The following is a 24170-nucleotide window of genomic DNA, read 5'->3' as shown; positions in this document are numbered from 1 at the left end:
GTTCCACCGTAGGTCGTCCGTCCTCCGCCCGCTCCGTTCCGGCGCGGCGAGTCGCCAGATGGACTACTCGTCTTCCCGTTCGGACCACTCCTCCACCCGGCCCCCGCGGAATGTGTTTTGGGAGAGCGAGAACGTACCGTAGAACCATGACCGAACCCCTCCGGACCCTGGTGTTGCCTCCCCTCGGATCGCTCCCGCTCTCCCGCGCCGATTCCGATCGCGACGGAGTCGCGAGGGTCGCCGACGGCCTCCTGGATCGCCTCTGGGAGACACCGGAGACCAGGGTCCTGACCCTCGTCCGGGGCAAGGCCCCCGTGACCGCCGACGCGTTGCTGCTGTTGTCGCCCTCCGACGTGCAGCGGCCCGAGCTGGTCGTGTATCTGGGCCGGATCAACGAGGGTGCGGTGGACGCCGGAGCGCCTGTGGTGCTCGCGGTCCTGCCCGAGGAGGACCCCGTGATCTCCCCCACGCAGGGGTGGCTGGGGCTGCGGGAGATCGCCGCGTCGCTGGACGCCCGTGACGCGGGGCTCTTCGTCGAGGCGGCGGCGATCGCCAACTGGCATGCCACGCACAGCCACTGCCCGCGCTGCGGCGAACCCACGGACGTCCGCGACGGCGGATGGGTGCGCCAGTGTCCGAAGGATTCATCCCAGCACTACCCGCGCACCGATGCCGCGATCATCGTCTCGGTCGTGGACGACGACGACCGCCTCCTCCTCGGCTCCGCTGTCGCCTGGCCCGAGGACCGGTACTCGACACTGGCCGGGTTCGTCGAGCCCGGGGAGTCGCTCGAGGCCGCGGTGATCCGGGAGGTGGGGGAGGAGTCCGGTATCGAGATCCAGTCGCCGGAGTACCTGGGCTCCCAGCCCTGGCCCTTCCCCGCGTCGCTCATGCTCGGCTTCACGGCGCGCGCGGTCACGACCGACGCCGTACCGGACCGTGACGAGATGCGGTCGCTCCGCTGGTTCACGAGGGAGCAGCTGTTCAGGGAGGTGCGTGACGGCACCATCGCCGTCGCGGGTGGTGTCTCGATCGCGCGTGCCCTGATCGAACGCTGGTACGGCGGACCGCTGGACGAGGAGCCGTCGGAGGCGCGTCCCTAGTGTCCGAGCTGCTGCTCGAGGACAGCATCCTCCAAGGACTGGACGACGAACAGCGGACCGTGGCCAGCACGCTGAACGGTCCGCTGTGCGTCCTCGCCGGCGCGGGGACGGGAAAGACCCGGGCCATCACCCACCGCATCGCCTACGGCGTGCACACCGGGGTCTACAAGCCGCAGCAGGTCCTCGCGGTCACCTTCACCGCGCGGGCCGCGGCGGAGATGCGGACCAGGCTGAGGGATCTCGGCGCCGGGGGAGTCCAGGCACGGACCTTCCACGCCGCGGCGCTCCGGCAGCTGCAGTACTTCTGGCCGCAGGCTGTCGGTGGGCCACTGCCGGCCCTCGTCGACCATAAGGCACAGCTCATCGCCGAATCGGCCCGGCGATTGCGCCTGTCGACGGACCGCGCGGCGATCCGCGACGTCGCCGCGGAAATCGAGTGGGCAAAGGTGTCCATGCTCACGCCTGACGCCTACACGGCCGCGGCGGCGGGCCGGGCGGAACCCGCGGGGATGGACCTGATCACGGTGTCCCGCATCTTCTCTGCGTACGAGGACCTGAAGATCGACCGCAATCTCATCGACTTCGAGGACGTCCTGCTCACCACCGTCGCCATCCTGGAGGAGGACGAGAAAGTCGCCGCCACGGTACGGGCCCAGTACCGGCACTTCGTGGTGGACGAGTACCAGGACGTCTCCCCGCTCCAGCAGCGACTACTCGACCTGTGGCTCGGCGAGCGTCGCGAACTGTGCGTCGTGGGTGACGCGAGCCAGACGATCTACTCCTTCACCGGCGCCACCTCCCGGCACCTGCTCGATTTCACCAAGCGGTACGAGGGTGCGCAGGTGGTCCGGCTCGTCCGGGACTACCGCTCGACCCCCCAGGTGGTCAGGGCCGCCAATACGCTGCTGGCGGCACGGAGCAGCGAGGCCGATCGCCGGGCCGTCAACACCACGTGGTCGGCTCCGCTCGAACTCGTCGCCCAACGGCCTGCCGGTCCCGAGCCGGTGTTCACGGAGTGCAGTGACGACGAGGCGGAGGCCGCGGAGTGCGCGAGGCGGATCGGCGTCCTCCTCGACCAGGGCGTCAAGGCCAGCGAGATCGCGATCCTCTACCGCACCAACGGCCAGTCGGAGGCGTACGAGCAGGCCCTGGCGAGTGCCGGCATCGGCTATCAGCTGCGCGGCGGAGAACGGTTCTTCCAGCGCCGTGAGGTCCGTGACGCCCTCCTGCAGCTGCGGGCGGCGGCCCGCACCCAGGGTGACGACGACGTCCCGCAGCAGGTCCGTGACGTGCTCGCGTCTCTGGGCTACACCTCGGTCGCGCCGCAGAACTCCGGAGCCGTCCGGGAGAAGTGGGAGTCGCTGGCCGCGCTGGTCGGACTGGCTGACGAACTCAACCGGGTGCGCGGGCCCGAGTCCTTCACCCTGCAGACGTTCGTCGCCGAACTCGAGGAGCGAGCCGCAGCCCAGCACGCCCCGACGGTGCAGGGTGTGACGCTCGCCTCGCTGCACTCCGCCAAGGGGCTCGAGTGGGACGCCGTCTTCCTCGTCGGGCTGAGCGAAGGGCTCATGCCGATCTCCTTCGCGGACACGCAGGAAGCCGTCGACGAGGAACGCCGCCTCCTCTACGTCGGCATCACGCGCGCCCGGGTCCACGTCGCGCTGTCCTGGTCCACCTCCCGTTCGCCGGGCGGTCGGGCGAGCCGGAAGCCGTCGCGCTTCCTCGACGCGCTCCGCCCTGCGACAGCCGGGCAGGCGAGTTTTCGCCAGCCCCGAGCGAAGTCGACGCGCAAGTCCTCCGCACCAGCGGTGTGCAGGGTCTGCAAGCGACCGCTGCTCACCGGTGCCGAGCGGAAGATCGGGCGGTGTACAGAGTGCCCGGCGAGCTACGAGGAGGAGACGTTCGAGGCGCTCAGGGCCTGGCGGCGGGAGGAGGCACGGGAGAAGGAGGTGCCGGCCTTCGTCGTCTTCACCGACGCGACCCTCATCGCGATCGCCGAGGCGCGCCCACAGACACTCGACGAGCTGGGCGAGCTGGCGGGGATCGGATCGTCGAAGCTGGAACGCTACGGCGAGGCCGTCCTCGAGATCATCAGTGACGCGTCCTGACCCTGCCGGGCCGGACCTCGCAGCGCCGCTGCCGGTCGTCGTCGTGCGCTCGGCCCGAAGACGACGGACCGTCAGCGCGGACATCAGGGACGGGGTTCTCCGGGTCTCGATCCCGGGCCATTTCTCCGCCTCCCAGGAGAAGCACTGGGTGAAGCGGATGGTCGAGCGAATGGCGCAGAAGTATCCGACGGCGCCGCAGATCGAGAGCGACGCCCCCGTGCCCGACCTCCTCCTGCGTGCCGAGGACCTGGCGCGCAGGTTCCTCGACGGACGGGGTGTCCCGGCGCGGATCAGCTGGGTCACCAACCAGAACTCCCGGTGGGCCTCGGCGACTCCCGCGCACCGAACCATCCGCCTCTCGCATCGCCTGCACGGGATGCCCGACTGGGTGGTGGACTACGTGATCCTGCACGAGATGGCCCACCTCATCGAGCCGTCGCACAGCCCGGCCTTCTGGCGCCTGCTGACGTCCTATCCCCGGACGGAGACGGCCAAGGCCTTCCTCGACGGAGCAGCCTTCGCCGCGCACCGCAACCTGATGGATGCGGGCGGCGGGACCGGACCGATGGCCGACTCCTGAGCAGTGACTGTCAGGAGTGAGGAACGCGGCCGACCCGCCACGCCGTGATCGGCGTCCGGATCAGCGGTTCGTCCCGCCGCCGTGGGAGTCGGGGTCCTGGCTGCCGTCCGGTTCCTTCCCGGCCCCGGGGGTCTCGTCCTGCTCCTGCACGACATCGGAGGCCGTTCCCCCACCCGTCTCGTCGGCCTTCCCGGGATCGTTGGCGGGGGCATCGGCGCTGCCGTCCCTCGGGTCAGCGGCGCCGTCGTCGGACGGTTCCGCCGCGGGCTCGAAGCCACCCGAGAGAAGTCGCTCGAGGGCCGCGTCGACGTCCGCATCGGAGGACTCCAGCAGTCTCCGGCGCTCGGAGAAACCGGCGGGATCGTCGAGGTCCTCCGCAGTGGGCAGGAGGTCCGGGTGCTGCCACAGGGCGTCACGGCCCTCGATGCCGCGCTCGGTCGTGAGGAGTGACCACAGGGCGGCCGCATCGCGCAGGCGCCGCGGTCGCAGTTCCAGTCCGACGAGGGAGGCGAACGCGTGCTCGGCTGGTCCGCCTGTCGCCCGGCGGCGGCGCACCATCTCGCGCAGGGCCCCGGCCGAGGGCAGGTTGGCCGCTGCGGCGGCCGTCGTCTCGTCCACCCAGCCCTCCACCAGGGCGAGCGTTGTCTCGAGGCGCACCAGCGCCGCGTCCTGCTCCGGCGTGCGCTCGGGCATGAAGACTCCCTGCGAGAGAGCGCCCTGAAGACTTTCCGGGTTGGTCGGGTCGATGTCCCGCGCGGCTTCCTCGATCTTGTTCATGTCGATATGGATGCCGCGGGCATAGCGCTCGATACTGCCGAGCAGGTGCCCGGTCAGCCAGGGGATGTGGGTGAACAGCCGGACGTGTGCGGCCTCGCGCACGGCCAGGAAGAGCTGCACCTCCTGTTCGGGGATGTCGAGCCCCTCGCCGAAGGCCGCGACGTTCACGGGGAGGAGCGCCATCCGGCCGTCGGCCAGCGGGACCCCGATGTCGGTGGAGCCGACCACGTCCTTGGACAGTGCGCCGACGGCCTGACCCAGTTGCATGCCGAACATCGCACCTCCGACGTTCTGCAGCATGGACGCCGGCCCGCCCATCATCCCCATCATGGACTTCATCTCCTCGGGCAGCTGCTCGGAGATCACATCGGACAGGGCCTTGGCAATGCTCGTGGCGACCGGCTCCGTGAGCCGCCGCCAGGTCGTCATCGTCGCCTCGACCCATTCGGCGCGCGACCACGCGCGGCCGAGCTGACCCGTGCTCGGGAAGTCGGTGACCGGATCGAGCCACATCTCGGCCAGCTTCAGGGATTCGTCGACGCTGCGCCGCTGGAGTGCCGTGACCGATGGATCGTTGTCGGAGGCGGCAACCCGTCGCGCCTGGTCGTGGGCCATGGTCCAGTTGACGGGCCCTTCGCTGGGCGTCGAGAACATCGCCTGGACCTGCTGCATCATCATCGCCATGGCCGCCGGGTCGGAGGGCAGACCGGCTGCCTTCGCGATCTCCTGCGGGTCGAACCCACCGGCGCCACCGCCGAACATCTTCGACAGCATCTCGGACAACGGGTCCTGGGGCGTGTCGTCGTCGCCGTTCGAGGGGTTGGATGGGTTGGTCACTGATACCACCGGTCCTGGGAGTAGCTTGGCGGGTCCGGGCGTGGACGGCTGTGCCATCCGCGCCGGCTGTGAGGATCACGCTACCGGCCACGGGCAGCCGGTGTCCCGCACCCCGTGTGTCGTTCGCTGAGGGCAAAGACGCCCCCGCACCCGGCCCGGCGTCGTGGTGGCCGGGTGATGTCGGCGCACGGATCGCGAGCCGTATCGGTCCAAGCGTCTATTCTGAGGAATCCGGAAGGGCGCGCGCAGCGCCGCAGCACGGCACGCCAACAGAGAGAAGCGCAGTGACGCAGCCTGTCCACTTCGAGTCCTACAGCCCCGAGGAACCGACCCGCCCGAGGGATCCGCGCTTCCGCGCCATGGCCATTTCCGGTGGGCTCGCCGTGGTCCTGTCGGCGGCGGCCGTCCTTCTCCCCGCGCCCTACGTCATCGAGGCGCCGGGCCCGACGTTCAACACCATCGGCGAGGTCGACGGCCAGCCGCTCATCACGGTGGAGGGCAGGGAGACGTTCCCGCCGGAGGGTGAACTCGACCTCACGACCGTCTTCGTCAGCGGGGGTCCCAACGGGCAGGTCAACGTGCTCGACACCCTCCGTGCGTGGGCCGACCCGGCTGAGAACGTCGTCCCCGAGCAGCTCGTGTATCCGGAGGGCACCACGTCCTCGGACGTGCAGGAGCAGAACGCGGTGGCCATGACGTCGTCGCAGGAGTCCGCGATCGCCGCCGCGCTGTCGCACGAGGACATCGACTTCACCGAGGAGCTGTCCGTCGCCGGCTTCGCCGAGGACTCCGCATCCGGGGGGATCCTGCAGGCGGGTGACGTCCTCCGCAGCGTCGACGGTCGCCGGATCGAGGACATCGACGTCCTGCGGTCCACCCTCGCCGACGCAGGGGGTGCTCCGGCCGAGCTGGCGATCGTGCGGGACGGAGCCGAACGGACGGTCACCGTCACGCCGAAGGAGTCGGAGGCGGGCGGCTACCAGCTCGGGATCGTCCTGTCGTCGACGTTCGACTTCCCGTTCCAGGTGACGATCCAGCTCGACAACGTGGGTGGGCCCTCGGCCGGCACGATGTTCGCCCTCGGCATCATCGACACGCTCACCGAAGGGGACCTGACCGGCGGCAGGCACTTCGCGGGGACCGGCACCATCGACTCCGCGGGAGCGGTCGGCCCGATCGGGGGGATCGCGCAGAAGCTGGTCGGAGCTCGGTCCAGCGGCGCGGAGTTCTTCCTCGCTCCGGCGGACAACTGCGGGGACGTGGTCGGCCACATCCCCGACGGGCTCACCGTCGTCAGGGTGGAGACACTCGACGACGCCGTGCGGGCCGTCGAGACGTTGGGCTCCGGCGGCGACGCGTCCGGATTGCCATCCTGCTGAGGTCGCGACCGTCGCCACCACGGCAGGTGCTGCAGGTTCAAGCCCTCCGACGACACGGTTCGATGACGATCCTCCGCCTCGGGCGATCAGCGGGAACCTAATTGGTCCGCCTGATCGTGGACAGGGCAGAATGAAAACACGAAGGGCGTGACTGCGCGCTGTCTTCTGTCCGTGCGCGGGCTGGGGGAGCGTTGTGGAACACCGGTCGTCGTGACCCGCAGCAGCTAACGATGAGGTAGATGTGACATCCGGACCAGACCGTCCGTTCGGCAGTAGGCCGAGCCCAGCAAGTGCAGCAACGAGCCGGCGCCGCAGCCCGCTGATACCGACCATCATCGTCGTGGCGGTGATCGTGATCGCGTTCGTCTACCTGTCCCAGGTCTACGCCGACGTGCTCTGGTACCAGCAACTCGGGTTCCTCGAAGTGTTCGTGACGGAGAACTTGTCGAGGATCGTCCTCTTCGTCATCGCGTTCCTCGTCATGGCCGGAGCCGTGTTCTTCAGCCTCCGCATCGCGTTCCGGAGCCGCCCGATCTACGCTCCGGACAGCGCCATCCAGGACAATCTCAACCGGTACCAGGCGCAGCTGGAGCCCATTCGCCGGCTGCTGATGCTCGGGATACCTGTGGTCCTCGGAGCGTTCGCCGGAACGGCCGCCTCCTCGCAGTGGCAGGAGGTGCTGCTGTTCGTGAACCAGGAGCCGTTCGGCAAGCAGGACCCCGAGTTCGGCATGGACTACGCCTTCTACATGTTCACCCTGCCGTTCCTGAGCTTCGTCCTCGGGTTTCTGATCAGTGTGGTCATCATCAGTGCCATCGCGACGATCCTCACGCACTACCTCTACGGCGGCATCCGCCTGGAGGAGAAGGGGCTCTTCACCACGAAGGCCGCCCGCGTCCAGATCGCCGTCGTCGCTGCACTCTTCCTCGTCCTGCAGGGCGTCAACTACTGGCTCGACCGCTACGACACCCTGCTGAACCAGGGCACCTGGGCCGGCGCGCTCTACACCGACGTCAATGCGGTCATCCCGACCAAGGCGATCCTCGCGGTCGCCGCGATCATCGTCGCGGTCCTCTTCGTGGCATCGGCCTTCGTCGGCCGCTGGCGCCTCCCGCTCATCGGCACGGCGATGCTGATCATCACGGCGCTGCTCGCCGGCGGCGTCTACCCGGCAGTCGTGCAGCGCTTCCAGGTGCGCCCGTCCGAACTCAGCCTCGAGAGCCAGTTCATCGACCGCAACATCGACCTCACCCGGGAGGCCTACGGGCTGGACCAGGTGGAGGTGGAGCCCTACACGCCGGAGGCGGTCCCGCAGGCCGGCGCGCTCGGCGACGACGGGGAGACCACGGCGAACATCCGCCTCCTGGATCCGAACCTCGTCTCGGACGCCTTCAGCCAGCTGCAGCAGTTCCGCCAGTACTACCAGTTCCCCGAGACCCTCAATGTGGACCGGTACGAGATCGACGGCGAGGTGCAGGACACCGTCATCGCCGTCCGTGAACTGGACACCAACGGCGTCCCTGACGGCTGGGTCAACGAGCACGTCTTCTACACCCACGGCTACGGCGTCGTGGCGGCAGCCGGTTCGACCGTCCAGCCCGACGGCCGTCCGTCCTTCCTGCAGTCGGGTATCCCCAGTACGGGAGTGCTCGGCGACGAGTCGACGTACGAGCCCCGCATCTACTTCGGTGAGGACTCGCCCCTGTACTCGGTCGTCGGCGCTCCGGAGGGCCAGGCACCGGCGGAGATCGACCGCCCCCAGAACGAGAACTCCGACAACGAGTCCCGGACGACGTTCAGCGGCGAGGGTGGACCCGATGTGGGCAATGCCTTCAACCGTCTCGTCTACGCCCTGAAGTTCCAGTCCACGGACCTGCTGCTCTCGGACCAGGTCAACGGCTCGTCGCAGATCCTCTACGACCGTGATCCCGTGGACCGCGTGCGCAAGGTGGCTCCGTATCTGACGCTGGACGGCAACAGCTACCCGGCGATCGTCGACGGCCGCGTGAAGTGGATCATCGACGGCTACACGACGAGCGCGAGCTTCCCCTACTCGACCGAGCAGGAGCTGGAGTCGGCGACACAGGACTCGCAGACCGCGGAAGGGCTCGCCACCGCGCTGCCCGCCGAGCGCGTCAACTACATCCGCAATGCCGTCAAGGCGACGGTGGATGCCTACGACGGCTCCGTCAACCTGTACGCCTGGGACGACCAGGATCCCGTGCTGAAGTCGTGGCAGAACGTGTACCCCTCGTCGTTGAAGCCGTACAGCGAGATGTCGGCCGATCTGATGGCCCATGTCCGCTACCCGGAGGATCTCTTCAAGGTGCAGCGCGAGCTGCTCGCCCGGTACCACGTGACCGACACGGACGCCTTCTACAACAACAGCGAGGCGTGGAACGTCCCGGGTGATCCGGGCCAGACCTCCGACGGTCAGACATCGACGGCGCTCACCGACCGCCAGCCGCCGTTCTACCTGACGCTGCAGATGCCGAACCAGGATCAGGCCGCGTTCTCCCTCACCACGCCGTTCATCCCCTTCGTACCGGCGGGGCAGACCCCGAGGAACGTGCTCTACGGGTTCCTGGCCGCGAACGGTGATGCGGGAACCGGCGAGGACGGCGTCAAGAGCGAGGACTACGGACGCCTGACGCTCCTCGACAGCTCCGGCCAGGATTCCGTGGTGGGCCCGGGCCAGGCGCAGAACCTGTTCAACTCGGACACCACGGTGTCCCAGGAGCTGAACCTGCTGCGGCAGGGCGCCTCCGAGGTCATCAATGGGAACCTGCTGACGCTGCCGATCGGCGGCGGCATCGCCTACGTGCAGCCCGTGTACGTGCAGTCCTCCGGCAGTTCCTCCTTCCCGGTCCTGCGTCGCGTCCTCGTGAGCTTCGGCGACGACGTCGGATTCGCACCGACACTCGCCGAGGCCCTCGACCAGGTGTTCGACGGAAATTCGGGAGCGACCACCGGTGACGAGGAGAATGTCGGAGCCACGCCGGAGGATCCGGCGACGCCCGCTGAAGGCGGGGACGAGGGTGCAACCCCTGCTCCTACGCCGGGAGCAACCTCGGGTGCCACCCCGCCGGCGACGAGCGGCGATCCGGCCGCGGACCTCCGCACGGCGCTCGACGATGCGAACACGGCCATCCAGGACGGTAACGCAGCACTGGCATCCGGCGACTTCGCCGCCTACGGTGAGGCCCAGGACCGTCTGCAGGATGCCCTGCAGCGCGCGCTCGATGCCGAAGCGCAGGTTTCGGGCTCCGGCGAGTAGTCCTCAGGAGCCCGGGCAGCCGCTCGATTTGCCTCCTGGCCCCGCGGCCGGTAACGTTAGTTACACGCCGCGGGGTGGAGCAGTTCGGTAGCTCGCTGGGCTCATAACCCAGAGGTCACAGGTTCAAATCCTGTCCCCGCAACGAAAAAGAAGTCCGGTCCACCTGAGGGTGGACCGGACTTCTTGCTGTGCAGGGAAGACGTCAGGCGGTAGCGGCCGACCGGCGCTTGCGTCGGGGCGCCTGGGCCGCCTGCCGCAGTCGCATCGTCGGCCTCGATCATCGCATCGCCGACAGACCCGGAATGGTGCCGGCAGCGTGCTGCGCGTCCTCGCCCTGACCTGGGTGGCTCTGCGCCGCCCTGCGCGTCCTCACCCGCCCTGCGCCGCCCTCACCCCGCCCTGTGTGGCCCTGCGCCGCCCTCAGGAGTCCGACAGCGCCTTGTACGCGCTGAGAGCGCGTTCACGGCTCTCCTTGAGGTCCACGACCGGCGCGGGATATCCCGGCGCGGAGCCCTTCCATGGTTCGTGCACGTTGTCGGCGTCCGCAAGCTCCGGCACGAAACGCACCAGGTAGGCGCCCTTCGGGTCGAACTTCTTGCTCTGCAGCACCGGGTTGAAGATGCGGAAGTACGGGCTGGCGTCGGCGCCGGAGCCGGCCACCCACTGCCAACTCGCGGCGTTGCTGGCAGCATCGGCGTCGACGAGGCAGTCCCAGAAGAACTTCTCGCCGACCCGCCAGTCGATCATCAGATTCTTGATGAGGAACGATGCCGTCGCCATGCGGACACGGTTGTGCATCCAGCCGATCTCCCACAGCTGACGCATTCCGGCATCGATCAGGGGGTACCCCGTACGTCCCTGCTGCCACGCCTCGAGCTCCGCCTGCGTCGAGCTCTCCCAGGTGAAGGCGTCGAATTCGGGGCGGTAGTTCACCGTGGCGAGCTCGGGATTGAAGTACAGCAGTTGCCAGCTGAATTCCCGCCACCCGAGCTCCGATCCGAAGACGCGGATGTCCTCGGCCGTTGAGCTGTCCTTGTGGTCCTGGGCGGCGTGCCAGACCTCGAAGGGGCTGATTTCGCCGAAGCGCAGATGCGGGGAGAGCATGCTCGTGCCGTGGACGGCCGGGAGGTTCCGGCTGTTCTTGTAGCCACGGGCAGCGCCGTCGAGGAAGTCGTCGAGCCGCTCGTGCGCGCCGGCCTCACCGGGGGTCCATGTGTCCCGGAGCCCCTGGGCCCAGTCGGGTCCGGTGGGAAGGAGGCCCCACGCGGGGAGCTCGTCGGAGTCCAGGCCGGGTCCGTCGGGCGACGAGAGCGAATCGGGCGCTGCCAGCGGTGTGCGGGGGGTCCTGAAGGTGAGGCAGGCGCGCCAGAAGGGCGTGAAGACCTTGTATGCCTGGCCCGACCCCGAGGTGACCTCCCACGGTTCGTACATCAGGTTCGCCTGGTAGCTCGTGGCGTCGACGCCATCGTCGGTCAGGGACGTCTTGAGGGCTGAGTCGACCGTGCGCTCCGCCAGGCCGTACCGCCGGTTCCACACCACCGCGTCGGCGCCGCTGTCCTCCACGAGTCGGCGGATCACGTCACCTGCGGCGCCGCGACGGAGGACCAGCGGGATACCGAGCTGTTCGAGGGAGTCGCCCAGCGCCGAGAGGGAGTGGTGGAGCCACCATCTGGAGGCACCGCCGAGGGGACGAATGCCCTCCGACTCCTCGTCGAGCACGTAGCAGGCGACGACGTCGTCCCCGCTGTCCGCGGCCGCGACCAGCGCGGGATTGTCGGAAATACGAAGATCGTCGCGGAACCACACCAGTGTCACAGCCATGGCCTCAATCTAGACCGTGCCACCGACGCGCCGGACAGGGCGGACGACAGGGGGATCATGGCCACGTGGCCATGATCCCCCTGTGCTACGCGGTCGCCACGGCGCTCCTACCGATCAGTAGGTGGTCTCGCCCGTCGTCGACGGCGTCCCGTCGGCTGCACCGCTGCCGGTGCCCTGACCGATCGCCGACTGCGATCCCGAGCCTGACTTCAATGCCGCCAGGCGTGCCTCGATCTCCGTCTGCTCGCCGAGGTCCTCCAGGCTCTCGAACTGCGCATCCAGGCTCGACGACGTAAGCTCCTGCTGTCCACGGACCTTGGCCTCCTCGCGCCGGATCTTCTCCTCGAAACGGCCTACCTCGCTGGTGGGGTCCATGAAGTCGATGCTCTTCACGGCGTCGTGCACCTGCTGCTGCGCCTGGGCGGTCCGGGCCCGCGCGATGAGCTGGTCGCGCTTGACGGTCAGCTCACCGAGCTTGCCCTTCATCTGGTTGAGGCCGTCCTTGAGCTTGTCGACGATCTCGGTCTGGGACGCGATGGTCGGCTCGGCACCCTTCGCCTCATTCTCGGCGGCCATCTGGCGCTGGATCGCGACCTTGGCGAGATTGTCGAACTTCTGGGCGTCGGTGGTGTCGCCCGTCCCGCGGTACTCGTCCGCCTTGCGTGAGGCGGCAAGGGCCTTGTTGCCCCAGCTCCGCGCGTTCTCGACGTCCTCGTTGTAGTCGTCCTGCATCATGCGGAGATTGCCGATCGTCTGCGCGACGGCGCTCTCGGCCTCGGCGATGCTGTTGGTGTAGTCACGGACCATCTGGTCGAGCATCTTCTGCGGATCCTCCGCCTGATCGAGCAACGAGTTGATGTTGGCTCGCGTGAGCTGGGCGATCCTGCCGAAAATTGACTGCTTTACCATTGATTTTCCCTTTCGATTCTTCATGATGGTCTATGCCCTGCAGGCGGGGGAGCGGCTAGAAGTCCCCTCCTCCACCGCCGAAGTCGCCGAAACCGCCGCCGCCGCCGTCGAATCCGCCGAACCCTCCTCCACCGAAGCTGCCGCCGCCGCCGTCGAACCCGCCACCGCCGTCGCCGTCGCCTCCGCCGAAGCCGCCGCCCCCGAATCCTCCTCCACCGAAGCCCCCTCCGTTGAGGAGGGAACCGAGGAGGATGCCGCCGAGCAGCGCGCCGCCCATGCCGTCCCCGCCACGGCCGCCGTGCATACCACTCATGCCCATGCCGCCGCGCCCGAAGCCCTCCACGTCCTGCTCGGCGAGCTGGGCCGCGTGGTCGGCGAGGGTGGCGGCCTGCTGGGCGTGGGACAGGGCCGTCACGGGATCGGACCGCTCCAGATCGAGGGCGTGGTCGAGGTTCCGCTCCGCCTCGGCCAGGCGCGTTCGTGCCTCGCTGCCGACGCCGCCGCGTCGGGCCCGGATGTAATCGGCGGTACCGGAGATGCTGGACTGCGCAGCGATGATCGCGTGCTGGAGCGAGTCCTGCGCACGCCGGGCATTCTCCGCCTGGTCACGGACGCCACCGAGAGCGGCGTCGAGCTGCGCGTGCGCCGCCTCGAGCCGCTGCAGCAGGGCCAGGGGATTGCTCCGCGCGCTCTGGCGCTCCTGCCGCACGGTGGTGACGGCGGACTGCACGGCGGCGATCGGCCCGGCGAGGTCCCGGTACTGCCCCGTCCGGTCCATGGCCTGGGCCTGCGCGAGGTCCTGCTCCGTCTCGGGGAGGGCACGTTCGAGCTCGCGCTCGGCTGCGGCCAGTTCCTCGGACCGCTTGTCGATCGCGTCGAGCAGGACGGTGCTCTGGTGGACGGCCTCCTCGGCGGCACGGACGGCGACGACGGCGCGGCCGGTGTCACCCGCCGCCATGCGCGACTGCGCCTCGGTCGCCGCGCTGTCCACGAAGGAGAGGCGCTCCCGGGCCTGCTCGATGTTGTCCGCCACCTGGCTCGTGGCGGTGTCAAGATAACGCTCCTGCAGCGACCTGAGACTCTGTTCCGCGGCGCTGAAGCGACGGCGGGCCTGCTCTGCGGCGGATTCCGCGCCGGCCAGGGCCTCGGGCGCGTTCCGTTCGAGCTCGCGCAGGGCGTCGAAATCGGCCTTGTGCGCCTGCAGGGAGGAGTTGACGTCCTCACAGCGGCGGATGATCTCGCCGAGCCACTCGCGCTGCTGCTGCTCGGTGTCGGGGATGTGGTCGTCCAGCTGCTGCTGGAGCTTGAAGGATTCGCTCATATGGCGCTTCGCGGCCGCGATGTCCTGCGAGAAGGTGGTGATCGCCTCGGCGCCGTATTGGGCCTCCGCGAAACCGAGCTCCTGCTCGCTCGACTTGATGGCGTCGTCCGCCGCGACGAGCAGGCTGCCCGCGCGGGTCCGCAGGTCCTCGACGCTCAGTCCGGCCAGGGGATCGACGAGCTCACCGCTCGCCGACGGGACCGGCCCGTAGCCGTACTCCTCGCGCTTGCGCTGCGCGCTGTTCCCGCTGCGGTTCTTCAGCAGCAGGTAGCCGCCTGCGCCGGCGACGGCGACGAGCCCGCCCACGAGGACGAGGCCGCCGGCGGCTCCGCCACCGGAGGAGCCGTCGGTGCCCGATGACGAACCGCCGGTGCCTCCATCGGTGGTGCCACCCCCGGTGCCGCCCGATCCCGACAGGGCCTCGGCTGTGCCCTGGACTGCAGCGAGGCCGGCTTCGCTCCAGGCGTTCTCGCTCAGTTCGGGGACAATCTCGTTGTCGTAGATGTCCGTTGTCGATGTGTAGACGGCAGACCGCTGCCCTGCGACGAATCCGGCGTCCCTCGCGCCCACGGCTACCGCCAGCACAGCTTCATCCGCCGAATCAGCATTCCGTTCGGCAACTGCCCTCGCCCAGTCGCGAGGATCCGACGGATTCTCGAAGGTGTCGACATAGGCGACCCGCACCGTGAAGCCCTCCTGCGAGCGGAGCTCCTCGATCGCGGCCTCCAGGTCGGCCTCTTCGCTGTCCGAGAGGGCACCCGCGGCGTCGACGACGTAGTCGCCCGCGGAGAAGGTGAGCGGCTCGTCGGCGAAAGCCGCCGCGCTCGTGAACAGTGGGACGGCCACGACGGCTCCCACGACAGCAGAGACGCAGATGCGCCTGCTCGACATTCGCATTTTCGACCCTTCAGCACGTCCCCCGGGCCGCACCCGATCCCAGGACTGGGGTCGGCGGATGCCGGAGGCTCCCTGTCCTTCCGATTCTATGGTTGGGGTAGGGGAGCGTCCACCATGACTCCTGCGCCCCTAGCGAAAGCGCGGCGGCCTGCCGCGAAGCACAGACCGGGCGGGTGCCGGCCGGGGAGCAACCGGATCGCCCTCCTGCCGACACCGTCTCCCCGCTGTGCATCCCCTCGTCGTCCACGTCCGCCCGGTACGCACGACGGCCCCACCGTGGACCGTCCGAAGATCGCGCCCCCGAAAGCGGAGGATACTGGGTGCGGACGTGCCGGTTCAGGTATCCGGGCAGGCGAGAGGTTCCAGCCACCTCCCAGACACCGCACAGTGAACGTCAGCGTGACGCTCAGCAGCCGTTGCCATGATGTGGTCAACAGCAACGAAAGGACTCCCAGTGAACGAGCAGCCAGGCTCCCAGGGCAACCCGGAACGCCCCCTCCCTCCTCAGCCGCAGACCCCGCCGTCGTGGGGGACGGGCTGGAACCGGGGGGAGAGTTCGAACCATCAGGGCGCAGACGGAGGCGGGGCCGCGCCGGACGCTCGGCCCGAGCCGCAGAACCCGCCGGCGCACGGAGCAGGGCACACCGACGAGGCCTACCCTGAGACGGCCACGCATCAGGCATCGAACCCGCGCACGGCCCAGCACCCGGCGGCACCGCTTCCCCCGCAGGCAGCCGATCCGCGGCAGCAGGCCTTCCAGCAGGCTCAGGCCGCGCCCCACCCGGCCTACGCGGGCCACCAGCCCTTCTACGGCGAGCAGAGCGGGTACGGCCGGGCCGGTCAGCCCTCGAACGGGCGGGGCACCGTCAAGGAGCGCAAGCGCGTCGGCCTCGCCACGTTCGCCGCGGGCGTCCTCGTCGCGGGGCTCATCGGCGGTGGGGTGGCCACCGCGGGCGTGAATGCGCTGGACGGAGGCACGACGGCGGCAACGAACCAGTCGGCGCCCGAGTCGGTCGTCGTCAACAACACGGATGACGTGAACACCATCACGGGCGCGGCCGTCACCGCGTCTCCGAGTGTCGTCACGATCGCGGTGAGCGGAGGGAGCGCCAGCGGATCCGGATCGGGCATCATCCTCGACACCGACGGGCACATCCTCACCAACACGCACGTCGTGACTCTCGGCGGGCAGGTGTCCGATCCCTCGGTGGAGGTCAAGCTGAACGACGGACGTGTCTTCCCCGCCACGGTGGTCGGCACCGATCCGCTCAGCGACCTCGCCGTCATCAAGGTCGACGCCCCCGACCTGAAGGCAGCGACCCTCGGCAACTCCGACGAACTGAACGTCGGTGACACAGCGATCGCCATCGGTGCTCCGCTCGGACTCAGTGGGACCGTCACCGACGGGATCGTCTCGACGCTCAACCGGACCATCAGCGTGGCGTCCTCCGCGGTTCCTGAGGAGCAGCCCGACAGCAGCGGCTCCGAGGACGGTGAGGGCTTCAACTTCCTGCCGCCGGGCGGGTCCGGTGGTCAGCAGGCCCAGTCCCAGGGTTCCATCTACCTGAACGTCATCCAGACGGACGCCGCCATCAACCAGGGCAACTCGGGCGGCGCGCTGGTCGACGCCGACGGCCGGATCATCGGGGTGAATGTGGCGATCGCCTCGGCGGGATCCGGCGAGTCGACCGGCAACATCGGCGTCGGCTTCTCCATCCCGATCAACTACGCGGACCGGATCGCCCAGGAGATCATCGCCGACGGCGAAGCCACCCACGGGTTCCTCGGTGTCAGTGTCACGGCTGCGGCCGGCGACGGCTCGCAGTCGGACTCGTCCTTCTCGTCGGGCGCGCTCGTCGAGTCGGTCGAGCCGGGATCCCCGGCGGAGGGTGCCTCCCTCGAGGTCGGCGACGTCATCACGAAGGTCGGCACCTTCACGATCTCCGATCCCCAGTCGCTCACCGCGGCCGTCCGGATCCAGACCGTCGGCCAGCAGGTACCGGTCGAGATCATCCGCGGGGGTGAGAGCCGCACCATCGAGGTCACGCTCGCGCAGGCTCCCACGCCCTGACCCGACTCCGGGGCGGTTCGGCCGACGCCCGACCGTCGTCGAACCGGTCGGTGGTCCCGCTGCACGCCGCTGACGGCTTCCTGCAGCACCCCAGGAGCACCGAGAACAGAAGGCGGACCCGGATCAGGGTCCGCCTTCTGTTCGTCGGACCGGTGCGGGCGCAGTGCCGACGGCGGATCCGGCCCGCGCCCGGGCGCAGGCGTCACCGCGCTGTGGTTAGCTAGGCGGTGGGAAGATCCCCGAACGAGGAAGGTCATCAATGGACGAGGCCCCAGCAAACGGACTGCACATCGCGGTCCTCGTGAAGCATGTTCCCGACGCCCAGTTCGACCGGCACATCAGCGGTGACGACCTGACGACGGTCCGTTCGGAGAGCATCCTGTCGGAGCTCGACGAGTACGCCCTCGAGGCGGCGCTCGAGCTGGTCGAGACGCACGGGGGACCAGCATCCGGCCATCGCGTCACCGCGATCACGATGGGGCCGGCAGGCGCCGTCGCCGCCGTCAAGAAGTCCCTCCAGATCGGCGCCGACGACGGCGTGCACCTGACCGACGAAGCCCTCGGCGGCTCCGATGCCTCCGCCACCTCGAAGGCCCTCGCAGCCCTCCTGCGACACGTCGGCCCCTTCGACCTGATCCTCACCGGCATGGCCTCCACGGACGGGGAGACCTCCCTCGTGCCGGCGCAGCTCGCGGAGCGCCTCGCCCTGCCCCAGGTCACCTTCGCCGCCTCACTCGACCTCACTCCCGGCGACGACGGCTGGAAGCTGGCGGCACGTCGCGACAACGACACCTTCGCAGAGACGATCGAGGCCCCGCTTCCCGCCCTGGTCTCGGTGACGGATCAGATCAACGATCCCCGCTACCCCAACTTCAAGGGCATCATGGCGGCCAAGAAGAAGCAGATCCAGGTCCTGTCCCTGACCGATATCGGCCTCGAGCCGGACGAGGTCGGGCTCGAGGGATCGTGGACCAGGGTCGAGGCCGCCGCGCCGCGGCCGCCGCGCACCCAGGGTGTCCTGATCACGGACGAGGGCGACGCCGGCATCCGGCTCGTCGATTTCCTCGCCGGCCAGAAGCTCCTCTAGTCCGATGCTCGCCTTCCTTCCCGGAGTCCGCCCATGACCACAGTCCTCGTCTTCCTCGACCACGCCGGAGCGAGCCTCGCCAAGAGCGAGCGCGAGCTCCTCTCCCTCGGTGCCACGCTGGGCGACGCCGTCGTCGCCCTCGCGGGGGAGGCCGAGCAGGCCTACCTCGACGGCATCGGCTCCTACGGGGTCGGGGAGGTCTACCGCCCGGACTCCGCCGAGGCGTCCGACGTCCTCGTCGCGGGCAAGGCCGTCTTCCTCACGGAGGCGGTCCGCGCCTCGGGCGCGGAGATCCTGCTGCTCGGGAACTCCTACGAGATGAAGGAGATCGCCGCTCGGGTGGGCGTCCGGCTCGAGTCCGGCGTCATCACGGACGTCGTCGCCCTCGCAGGGGACCTGACGGCGACCAAGGCCGATTTCGCCGGGTCCTATTCCGTCGACTGCCGGGTGACCACCGGAATCGCCGTGCTCACCATCAAGCCCAACAGCGTCGAGGCGACCGAGGCCGGGCTCCCGTCCCCGCCCCGCGAGGTGCGGATCCCCGTCGAGGTCCCCGAGGCGGTCGCCAGGATCACCGGGCGGACGGACAAGCCGGTGAGCGGGCGTCCCGAACTCGCGGAAGCCCGTGTGATCGTCGCCGGCGGGCGGGGGGTGGACGGGAACTTCGGTCCGCTGGAGGACCTCGCCGACGCCCTCGGCGGTGCGGTCGGTGCGTCGCGCGCGGCGACCGATGCCGGGTGGATCGAGCACTCCGCACAGATCGGGCAGACGGGCAAGACCGTGTCCCCGCAGCTCTACATCTCTGCCGGCATCTCCGGGGCGATCCAGCAGAAGGCCGGGATGCAGACCTCGAAGGTCATCGTCGCGATCAACAAGGATGCTGATTCTCCCGTGTTCGAGATCGCGGACTTCGGGATCGTGGGCGACCTCTTCACCGTCCTGCCCCAGGCCACCGAGGAAATCCGGAAGCGCGGGCTGTAGGGCATGACCGAGGACGTGCAGCCCGCCGCGCCCCGCCGGGTCCTGGTGTTCGCCGCCCATCCCGACGACATCGACTTCGGCGCCTCGGCGACGATCGCGTCGTGGACGGCCGGTGGCGCATCGGTCGAGTACTGCGTCCTGACGGACGGTGACGCCGGCGGGTTCAGCGACGAGGACCGCCCGGGCATCGCCGCACTCCGGCGGGAGGAGCAGCGTGCCGCGGCGGCACTCGTGGGCGTGCAGGAGGTGACCTTCCTCGGCGAGCCGGACGGCTACCTCGAACCCTCGGATGCCGTCATCCGGGAGATCGTCCGGCGCATGCGCGAGGTCCGCCCGGAGGTGGTGCTCTCCATGCACCCGGAGCGGAGCTGGGACAGGATCCAGAAGAGCCACCCCGACCATCTGGCGTGCGGCGAGGCGGTGACGCGGGCCGTCTACCCGGCCGTCGAGAATCCCTTCGCCTACCCGGAACTGGAGGCCGCCGGGCTGCACAGCTACCGCGTGCCCTGGCTGTGGTTCTACGGGTCGCCGACCCACCACGAGAACCGCTTCGTCGACGTCACGGGCAGGGAGGACCAGAAGGTCGCGGCGATCACCGCGCACCGGAGCCAGCACCCGGACGTGGACCGGATGCAGACCCGGGTCCGTGCCTTCCTCCAGGACAATGCGCGGCGGGGCGGCCTGCCCGCGGGCAGCAGTGCCGAGGCCTTCCACGTGGTCGGCGTCAACACCGATGAGACCATCGCCGGCTTCTAGTCCGTTCGGTCAGGAACTCACCACGGGTCGTTCCTCCCGCGCGATCCGGTTCTCCTTCGTCACGAGCGGGCTGGCTGCCCCCTGCAGGCAGGGTGGAGAGACTCTGCGCAGGATGAAAAGAGCCCCGCCGGTGATCCGGCGGGGCTCTCTCAGATGTTCGGCGTGCTGTCAGCGGCCGTGGTCACGCTCCGAGCGGGATCTGGGCGACGATGGGAAGCGTCGGTACCTCGGAGCCGCCCTCCGGCTCGACCGTGATGGCCAGGGCACTGAAGCCGCTGATGTCGGACACCTCGGTCACCTTGCCTCCCGCGACATCCTCCCCGGTCATGGTGCTGACCGAGACCGGGGCCGTGCCATCGGCGGGGACACGCCACATCTGGTAGACGAAGCCGTCGGCAGGAGCGGGGACCCCGGTCAGCGTCACGACGGCGGCGTCCTGCTCGCCGGAGACTGCGAGTTCGGCAGTGCCTCCGGACTGGAGCGTGAGCTCCTCCGTGCGGACGTCGGAGGCCTGCAGTACCTGCTGCTCGAGGCTCGTCTGCTGCAGGTTCTGGGCGATGGTCACGCCACCCACGGCCAGGACCACCGCTGCTGCAGCGGCGACGACCCAGCGGGCTGCCCGGGAGGACATCGACGCCTTGGCAGCCCTGCGGCCGGCCAGTTCGTCGGGGACGCCGGTGACGTCGGAGCCCTGGGGTGCGGTGGACAGGGAGGGCCCGCCGCCGGCCGTGGTGGTTGTCGGGGCCTCGGAGCCGTCGGTGCGGGCGCCGGAGAGCTGCGCCACGATTCGCTCGAAGAGGTCTGCGGGAGGGTCGATCTGATCCGTGGCGTAGGCGGAGGCGACCGTCTCGCGGCACGTGCGGACACGGTCTGCGAAGGTGGCGGCCACGGCCGGATCGACGTCCTCCAGGAACGCTTCGATGACCCGGCGTTCCTCGGCGCTGATGGCGTCGAGCGCGTAGAGTTCCGCCCACTCGAGCACGTGGCCACGGGCCAGGTCGGTGTCGAGGTCATCTGCGAATTGTCTGTTCATATCCTTGTCCTGCATCTCAGTTCACCCCCAAGCATGTCTTGAGTCGGAGTAATCCATCCCGGATTCTTGATTTGATGGTCGGCACCGCGACGCCGAGTTTCTCGGCCACCTCGCGATAGGTGAGCCCACCGTAGTAGGCCATCTTCACTGATTCCTGCTGCGTCGCGGTGAGCGTGTCGAGACACCTCACCACGCTCTCGGCCTCGAGGCGCTGCGTGACGGTGTCGACGACGTCGTCATGATCGATGGTCTGCGTCGCTGCCCCGTAGCGGGCCTCGCGGTCCGTGGCACTCTGCTCCGAGCGCACCTTGTCCACGGCCCGCCGATGGGCCAGCGTCATGAGCCAGGCCATCGGACTGCCGAGCGCCGGGTTGAAGCGATCCGCGGTGTTCCAGACCTGGAGGTAGACCTCCTGGGTCGCGTCCTCGCTCAGCTCCGGATCGATGAGGACCCGCCGGGCGAGTCCGTAGACCCGCTTCGACGTCTGCTCGTAGAACAGGGCGAAGGCCGTGCGGTCCTGCTGCGCGGTCCGCAACAGCAGATCGGTGAGGGTGGGACCGGCGCTGGGATCAACGGCCACCTCGTCCGCTGCGGGTGAGATGGGACTGACCCGGCTTACTCGTGGCGTTTCCATAGGGCTCCAGCATAAAGCGCCGGATCCCTCAAACCGAACAGCATCGGGAGGGTCGTGCTGCGGGGGACGAACGCGTCCCTGCTGCAATAGCACCATCCATTCCTCCGATCGGTTCGGGGCTCTGCCCCGTCACCCATCATTCGCAGCAGGTGCAGCGCCGGATGGCTCGGTGGTGCAGCTACTGCTCGGGCCGGGAGGCGACGGCGATGAGTGAGTCGGCGTTCAGGACGAAGTCGTCACCGAGCCGGTCCATGAAGGTGTCGCGGACCCGGGCGAGGGCCTCGGCATCATCCGGGAGGAGTCCGCGGTAGCCGCTGCCGAGGGCCAGCGACCAGGCGTAGTCGGCTTCGAGGGGGACGGCCAGGCCCAGCTTCTCGACCGTGATGTCGGCGAGGCCGCGCGCGGCCAGCCACGCCCGCAGGAGATCCGCGGAGGCGAGGCGCCGGCAGTTCTCGACGAAGACGGGGGCAGCGCGAGGGTCGGAGTCCTCCCCATCCGTCCCCTCGGGTCCTCGGCGTTCCGTGTCGACACCACGCAGGACCTCCAGCAGCAGCTCGCCGAAGGGCTCGAGGGCGCCTTCGTCCCAGGCACTCATGGCCACCCGGCCGCCGGGACGCAGCAGCTGCACGATCCGGTCCATGCCGGCGTCCATGTCGTCGAGGAGGAAGATCCCGTAGCAGCTGATGACGGCGTCGTACTGCTCTTCCGGGACCCAGTCGGCAGGCTCGACGCGGTGGAACGAGACGTTGCCGAGTCCGAGCGCCTCGGTCTTCGCCGTCGCGAGGTCGAGCATGGCCGCGGAGCGGTCGATCGCGTCCACCCGGCCGGCGGGACCCGCCAGCTGTGCGGCGGGCACCGTTCCGCTGCCCGTACCGGCGAACAGATCGAGGACCCGCTCGCCCACGAGGATGTCGGCCGCGGCGACGACGGCATTGCTCACCGGGTTCCACACGGCGGGCGCGAGGCGGTCGAAGTCCTCCGCGCCGCCGTCGGGCAGGGTTGCGGCATGGCGAACGGGCATGGGGGCTCCTAGGCGGGGTTCATCGCTGGGCACCTGCGAAGTCCTGCTGGCGCCAGGCTTCGTAGAGCACGATGGATGCGGTGTTGGCGAGGTTGAGCGATCGGCGCGAGGGGAGCATGGGGACCCGGACGCGGGCGGTGACGCGAGCGTCCTCCTTGACCTCGGACGGGAGTCCGTCGGACTCCCGTCCGAACATGAGGACGTCCGAGGGCTCGTAGGCGATGTCCGTGTAGGAGACGTCGCCGTCGGAGGTGTACGCGAAGACCCGTCGGGGCTGCAGCGCGGTCCATGCCGCCTCGAGGTCACGGTGCACGTGCAGCACCGTGAGGTCGTGGTAGTCCAGGCCGGCGCGCTTCAGTTTGGAGTCCTCGAGGCTGAAGCCCAGGGGTTCGACGAGGTGCAGCTCCGCGCCGGCAACGGCGGCGAGTCGAATGGCGGCTCCCGTGTTGCCGGGGATTTCAGGAGTGTGGAAGAGGATGCGGAACACGATCCCATCCTAACTTTCCGCGCCGGCGAGCAGACGCGCGAGGACCGGCAGCTGCACCACGCTCGGTGACGGCCCGGAGGCGAGGAAGGAACGGATGGTCCGGACCGCGGTGCCGGCGTTGACCACCTGGACGAGGCCTGGCGCCGACCGGTCGAATCCCGGGGGAACGTCGATCACCGGGGCGAAGGGGTTGTCGGGAGCGCCGTGGATGAGTACCCACCCGGTCACATTGCACTCGGGGAACAACTCCTGCACGGTCCGCACACTCGCACCCATGCGGTAGTTGACCGGGCGACCCTGCTGCCGGAGGACACGTCCGTCCCAGGAGAACGTGCCCGGGGGAGCGGTGAAGGAGTCGATGACCGCCATGCGGTAGCCGGCCAGCAGCACATGCCCGGCCTCGGTGTCGTCCCGGTCGTCGAACTCGAGCCCGTTGACGAGCCGCGCCGCCGGGTAGGTGGGCAGCAGTGCGCGCTCGAGCAGGGCGGCCGTCCGCAGTTCCCCGTCGATGCGCGCCCGGACCCCCGCGTTGAGCCTGCCGAACATGCCCGGTTGCCGGGGCGCACCGTGCAGCTGCTTCCCTGCGAGGATGAGCGGTACGGCAGGTGGGGACGACGGCGAGAAGGGTGGCAGGTACGTGGCCGGAGCTCTGGCTGCTTCTTCGTCCTCGAGCCGCGTGCGGCCGGGCTGCGGCGACCGGGCTGCGTCCGGGCGGCCGGCTGCGGCTCCGGGGGCGGGCGGGGCTGCGGGCCGGCGTCGACCCGTCTCGGCGTCGTACCGTTCGCGTCGGAGCGGATCTCCGAGTGTCTCGTAGGCCACGGTGACGTCGTGGAACCGTGTCGCGCTCCCGCCGAGATCCGGATGGGCTGCCCGGGCCGCGCGGCGGTAGGCCTCCTTGATGGCCTTCGCGTCGGCTTCGGGCGGCACGCCGAGGACATCGTAGTAGGACGTCCGTGCTGCCTCTGCCATCGATGGCCCTTCCAGGGGATGTTCGCGTCGACCGTTCAGGTGTCCGCGGTGGTCCGGTGGCGCCCGCTGAGCCGTCCGGTACCACACGAGACTAGAGGCCCGCCGGTGGCCGCACAAAAATC

General features: G+C 69.3%; 18 protein-coding genes and 1 tRNA gene. 10 read left to right on the top strand and 9 right to left on the bottom strand.

What is annotated here, in order from left to right:
- Positions 1-146 precede the first annotated feature (146 nt).
- Genes nudC through NVV32_RS11610 form a run of 3 tightly spaced genes read left to right on the top strand, consistent with a single transcriptional unit; the run spans position 147 to position 3791 of the window.
- A complete protein-coding gene (gene nudC / locus NVV32_RS11620; protein WP_055768638.1) occupies positions 147-1103 on the top strand; it encodes an NAD(+) diphosphatase in 957 nt (318 codons plus the stop codon).
- Positions 1103-3211 carry an ATP-dependent DNA helicase UvrD2 gene (locus NVV32_RS11615; RefSeq protein ID WP_422390262.1) on the top strand — a complete coding sequence of 703 codons (2109 nt, stop codon included), beginning with the start codon at positions 1103-1105 and terminating at the stop codon, positions 3209-3211. The genes nudC and NVV32_RS11615 overlap by 1 nt, the downstream gene beginning before the upstream one ends.
- Complete coding sequence (locus tag NVV32_RS11610) at positions 3198-3791, top strand: M48 family metallopeptidase (RefSeq protein ID WP_055768645.1); 594 nt, start codon at positions 3198-3200, stop codon at positions 3789-3791. Before NVV32_RS11615 ends, NVV32_RS11610 begins: the two co-directional genes overlap by 14 nt.
- Before the next feature lie 60 nt (positions 3792-3851).
- On the opposite strand, the gene NVV32_RS11605 is transcribed toward NVV32_RS11610, so the two are convergent.
- Positions 3852-5462, bottom strand: coding sequence for a zinc-dependent metalloprotease (locus NVV32_RS11605; protein WP_422390261.1), 1611 nt, complete (start codon positions 5460-5462; stop codon positions 3852-3854).
- A gap of 227 nt (positions 5463-5689) precedes the next feature.
- On the opposite strand from NVV32_RS11605, the gene NVV32_RS11600 reads away from it, so the two are divergent.
- From NVV32_RS11600 to NVV32_RS11590, 3 genes are all read left to right on the top strand, one after another.
- Positions 5690-6784, top strand: coding sequence for a PDZ domain-containing protein (locus NVV32_RS11600; protein WP_422390260.1), 1095 nt, complete (start codon positions 5690-5692; stop codon positions 6782-6784).
- 334 nt (positions 6785-7118) lie between these two features.
- Positions 7119-10061, top strand: coding sequence for a UPF0182 family protein (locus NVV32_RS11595; protein WP_422392038.1), 2943 nt, complete (start codon positions 7119-7121; stop codon positions 10059-10061).
- Positions 10062-10129: 68 nt separating this feature from the next.
- Positions 10130-10203 (top strand) — tRNA-Met (locus tag NVV32_RS11590).
- Between the two features lie 278 nt (positions 10204-10481).
- Here NVV32_RS11590 and NVV32_RS11585 read toward each other — a convergent pair.
- The 3 genes from NVV32_RS11585 to NVV32_RS11575 all read right to left on the bottom strand — a co-directional run bounded on the left by NVV32_RS11585 (position 10482) and on the right by NVV32_RS11575 (position 14958).
- Entirely contained in the window at positions 10482-11882 is a 1401-nt protein-coding gene (locus NVV32_RS11585; RefSeq protein ID WP_422390259.1) for a cryptochrome/photolyase family protein, read from the bottom strand.
- 114 nt (positions 11883-11996) lie between these two features.
- Entirely contained in the window at positions 11997-12791 is a 795-nt protein-coding gene (locus tag NVV32_RS11580; RefSeq protein WP_055768655.1) for a PspA/IM30 family protein, read from the bottom strand.
- A gap of 55 nt (positions 12792-12846) precedes the next feature.
- Positions 12847-14958 (bottom strand): TPM domain-containing protein, encoded by a 2112-nt coding sequence (locus NVV32_RS11575; RefSeq protein WP_422390258.1) that lies wholly within the window; start codon positions 14956-14958, stop codon positions 12847-12849.
- A 505-nt stretch (positions 14959-15463) separates the two neighbouring features.
- Here NVV32_RS11575 and NVV32_RS11570 point away from each other — a divergent pair.
- The 4 genes from NVV32_RS11570 (at position 15464) to NVV32_RS11555 (ending at position 19904) form a co-directional block, all read left to right on the top strand.
- Positions 15464-17080, top strand: coding sequence for a S1C family serine protease (locus tag NVV32_RS11570; RefSeq protein WP_422390257.1), 1617 nt, complete (start codon positions 15464-15466; stop codon positions 17078-17080).
- Positions 17081-17339: 259 nt separating this feature from the next.
- Positions 17340-18167, top strand: coding sequence for an electron transfer flavoprotein subunit beta/FixA family protein (locus NVV32_RS11565; protein WP_422390256.1), 828 nt, complete (start codon positions 17340-17342; stop codon positions 18165-18167).
- 33 nt (positions 18168-18200) lie between these two features.
- The gene (locus NVV32_RS11560; protein ID WP_422390255.1) at positions 18201-19148 is read left to right on the top strand and encodes an electron transfer flavoprotein subunit alpha/FixB family protein; all 948 of its coding nucleotides are present in this window, start codon (positions 18201-18203) and stop codon (positions 19146-19148) included.
- A gap of 3 nt (positions 19149-19151) precedes the next feature.
- Positions 19152-19904, top strand: coding sequence for a PIG-L deacetylase family protein (locus NVV32_RS11555; protein ID WP_422390254.1), 753 nt, complete (start codon positions 19152-19154; stop codon positions 19902-19904).
- 181 nt (positions 19905-20085) lie between these two features.
- Here NVV32_RS11555 and NVV32_RS11550 read toward each other — a convergent pair whose 3' ends face one another.
- The 5 genes from NVV32_RS11550 to NVV32_RS11530 all read right to left on the bottom strand — a co-directional run bounded on the left by NVV32_RS11550 (position 20086) and on the right by NVV32_RS11530 (position 24048).
- On the bottom strand, positions 20086-20937 hold the full coding sequence (locus tag NVV32_RS11550; RefSeq protein ID WP_422390253.1) for an anti-sigma factor domain-containing protein: 852 nt from the start codon (positions 20935-20937) through the stop codon (positions 20086-20088).
- A 16-nt stretch (positions 20938-20953) separates the two neighbouring features.
- The gene (sigK, locus tag NVV32_RS11545) at positions 20954-21571 is read right to left on the bottom strand and encodes an ECF RNA polymerase sigma factor SigK (protein ID WP_152812022.1); all 618 of its coding nucleotides are present in this window, start codon (positions 21569-21571) and stop codon (positions 20954-20956) included.
- A 178-nt stretch (positions 21572-21749) separates the two neighbouring features.
- Positions 21750-22592, bottom strand: a complete 843-nt coding sequence (locus NVV32_RS11540; RefSeq protein WP_422390252.1) for a class I SAM-dependent methyltransferase — start codon at positions 22590-22592, stop codon at positions 21750-21752.
- Positions 22593-22611: 19 nt separating this feature from the next.
- A complete protein-coding gene (locus NVV32_RS11535; protein ID WP_055768674.1) occupies positions 22612-23079 on the bottom strand; it encodes a tRNA (cytidine(34)-2'-O)-methyltransferase in 468 nt (155 codons plus the stop codon).
- A gap of 9 nt (positions 23080-23088) precedes the next feature.
- Positions 23089-24048: a J domain-containing protein gene (locus NVV32_RS11530; protein ID WP_422390251.1), complete on the bottom strand. Its 960-nt coding sequence runs from the start codon at positions 24046-24048 to the stop codon at positions 23089-23091.
- Between the last annotated feature and the right edge of the window lie 122 nt (positions 24049-24170).

It is taken from the genome of Arthrobacter sp. N1, from assembly GCF_048288285.1.
Taxonomy (GTDB): Bacteria; Actinomycetota; Actinomycetes; order Actinomycetales; family Micrococcaceae; genus Arthrobacter_D.
This window is presented reverse-complemented; position numbering and strand designations above follow the sequence as displayed.

What these genes read in the sequence shown, in the direction of transcription:
- NVV32_RS11530 (WP_422390251.1), bottom strand. Translation starts at nt 24,048, where the DNA reads ATGGCAGAGGCAGCACGGACGTCCTACTACGATGTCCTCGGCGTGCCG.
- NVV32_RS11580 (WP_055768655.1), bottom strand. Translation starts at nt 12,791, where the DNA reads ATGGTAAAGCAGTCAATTTTCGGCAGGATCGCCCAGCTCACGCGAGCC.
- NVV32_RS11540 (WP_422390252.1), bottom strand. Translation starts at nt 22,592, where the DNA reads ATGCCCGTTCGCCATGCCGCAACCCTGCCCGACGGCGGCGCGGAGGAC.
- NVV32_RS11550 (WP_422390253.1), bottom strand. Translation starts at nt 20,937, where the DNA reads ATGAACAGACAATTCGCAGATGACCTCGACACCGACCTGGCCCGTGGC.
- sigK (WP_152812022.1), bottom strand. Translation starts at nt 21,571, where the DNA reads ATGGAAACGCCACGAGTAAGCCGGGTCAGTCCCATCTCACCCGCAGCG.
- NVV32_RS11565 (WP_422390256.1), top strand. Translation starts at nt 17,340, where the DNA reads ATGGACGAGGCCCCAGCAAACGGACTGCACATCGCGGTCCTCGTGAAG.
- NVV32_RS11560 (WP_422390255.1), top strand. Translation starts at nt 18,201, where the DNA reads ATGACCACAGTCCTCGTCTTCCTCGACCACGCCGGAGCGAGCCTCGCC.
- NVV32_RS11585 (WP_422390259.1), bottom strand. Translation starts at nt 11,882, where the DNA reads ATGGCTGTGACACTGGTGTGGTTCCGCGACGATCTTCGTATTTCCGAC.
- NVV32_RS11555 (WP_422390254.1), top strand. Translation starts at nt 19,152, where the DNA reads ATGACCGAGGACGTGCAGCCCGCCGCGCCCCGCCGGGTCCTGGTGTTC.
- nudC (WP_055768638.1), top strand. Translation starts at nt 147, where the DNA reads ATGACCGAACCCCTCCGGACCCTGGTGTTGCCTCCCCTCGGATCGCTC.
- NVV32_RS11605 (WP_422390261.1), bottom strand. Translation starts at nt 5,462, where the DNA reads ATGGCACAGCCGTCCACGCCCGGACCCGCCAAGCTACTCCCAGGACCG.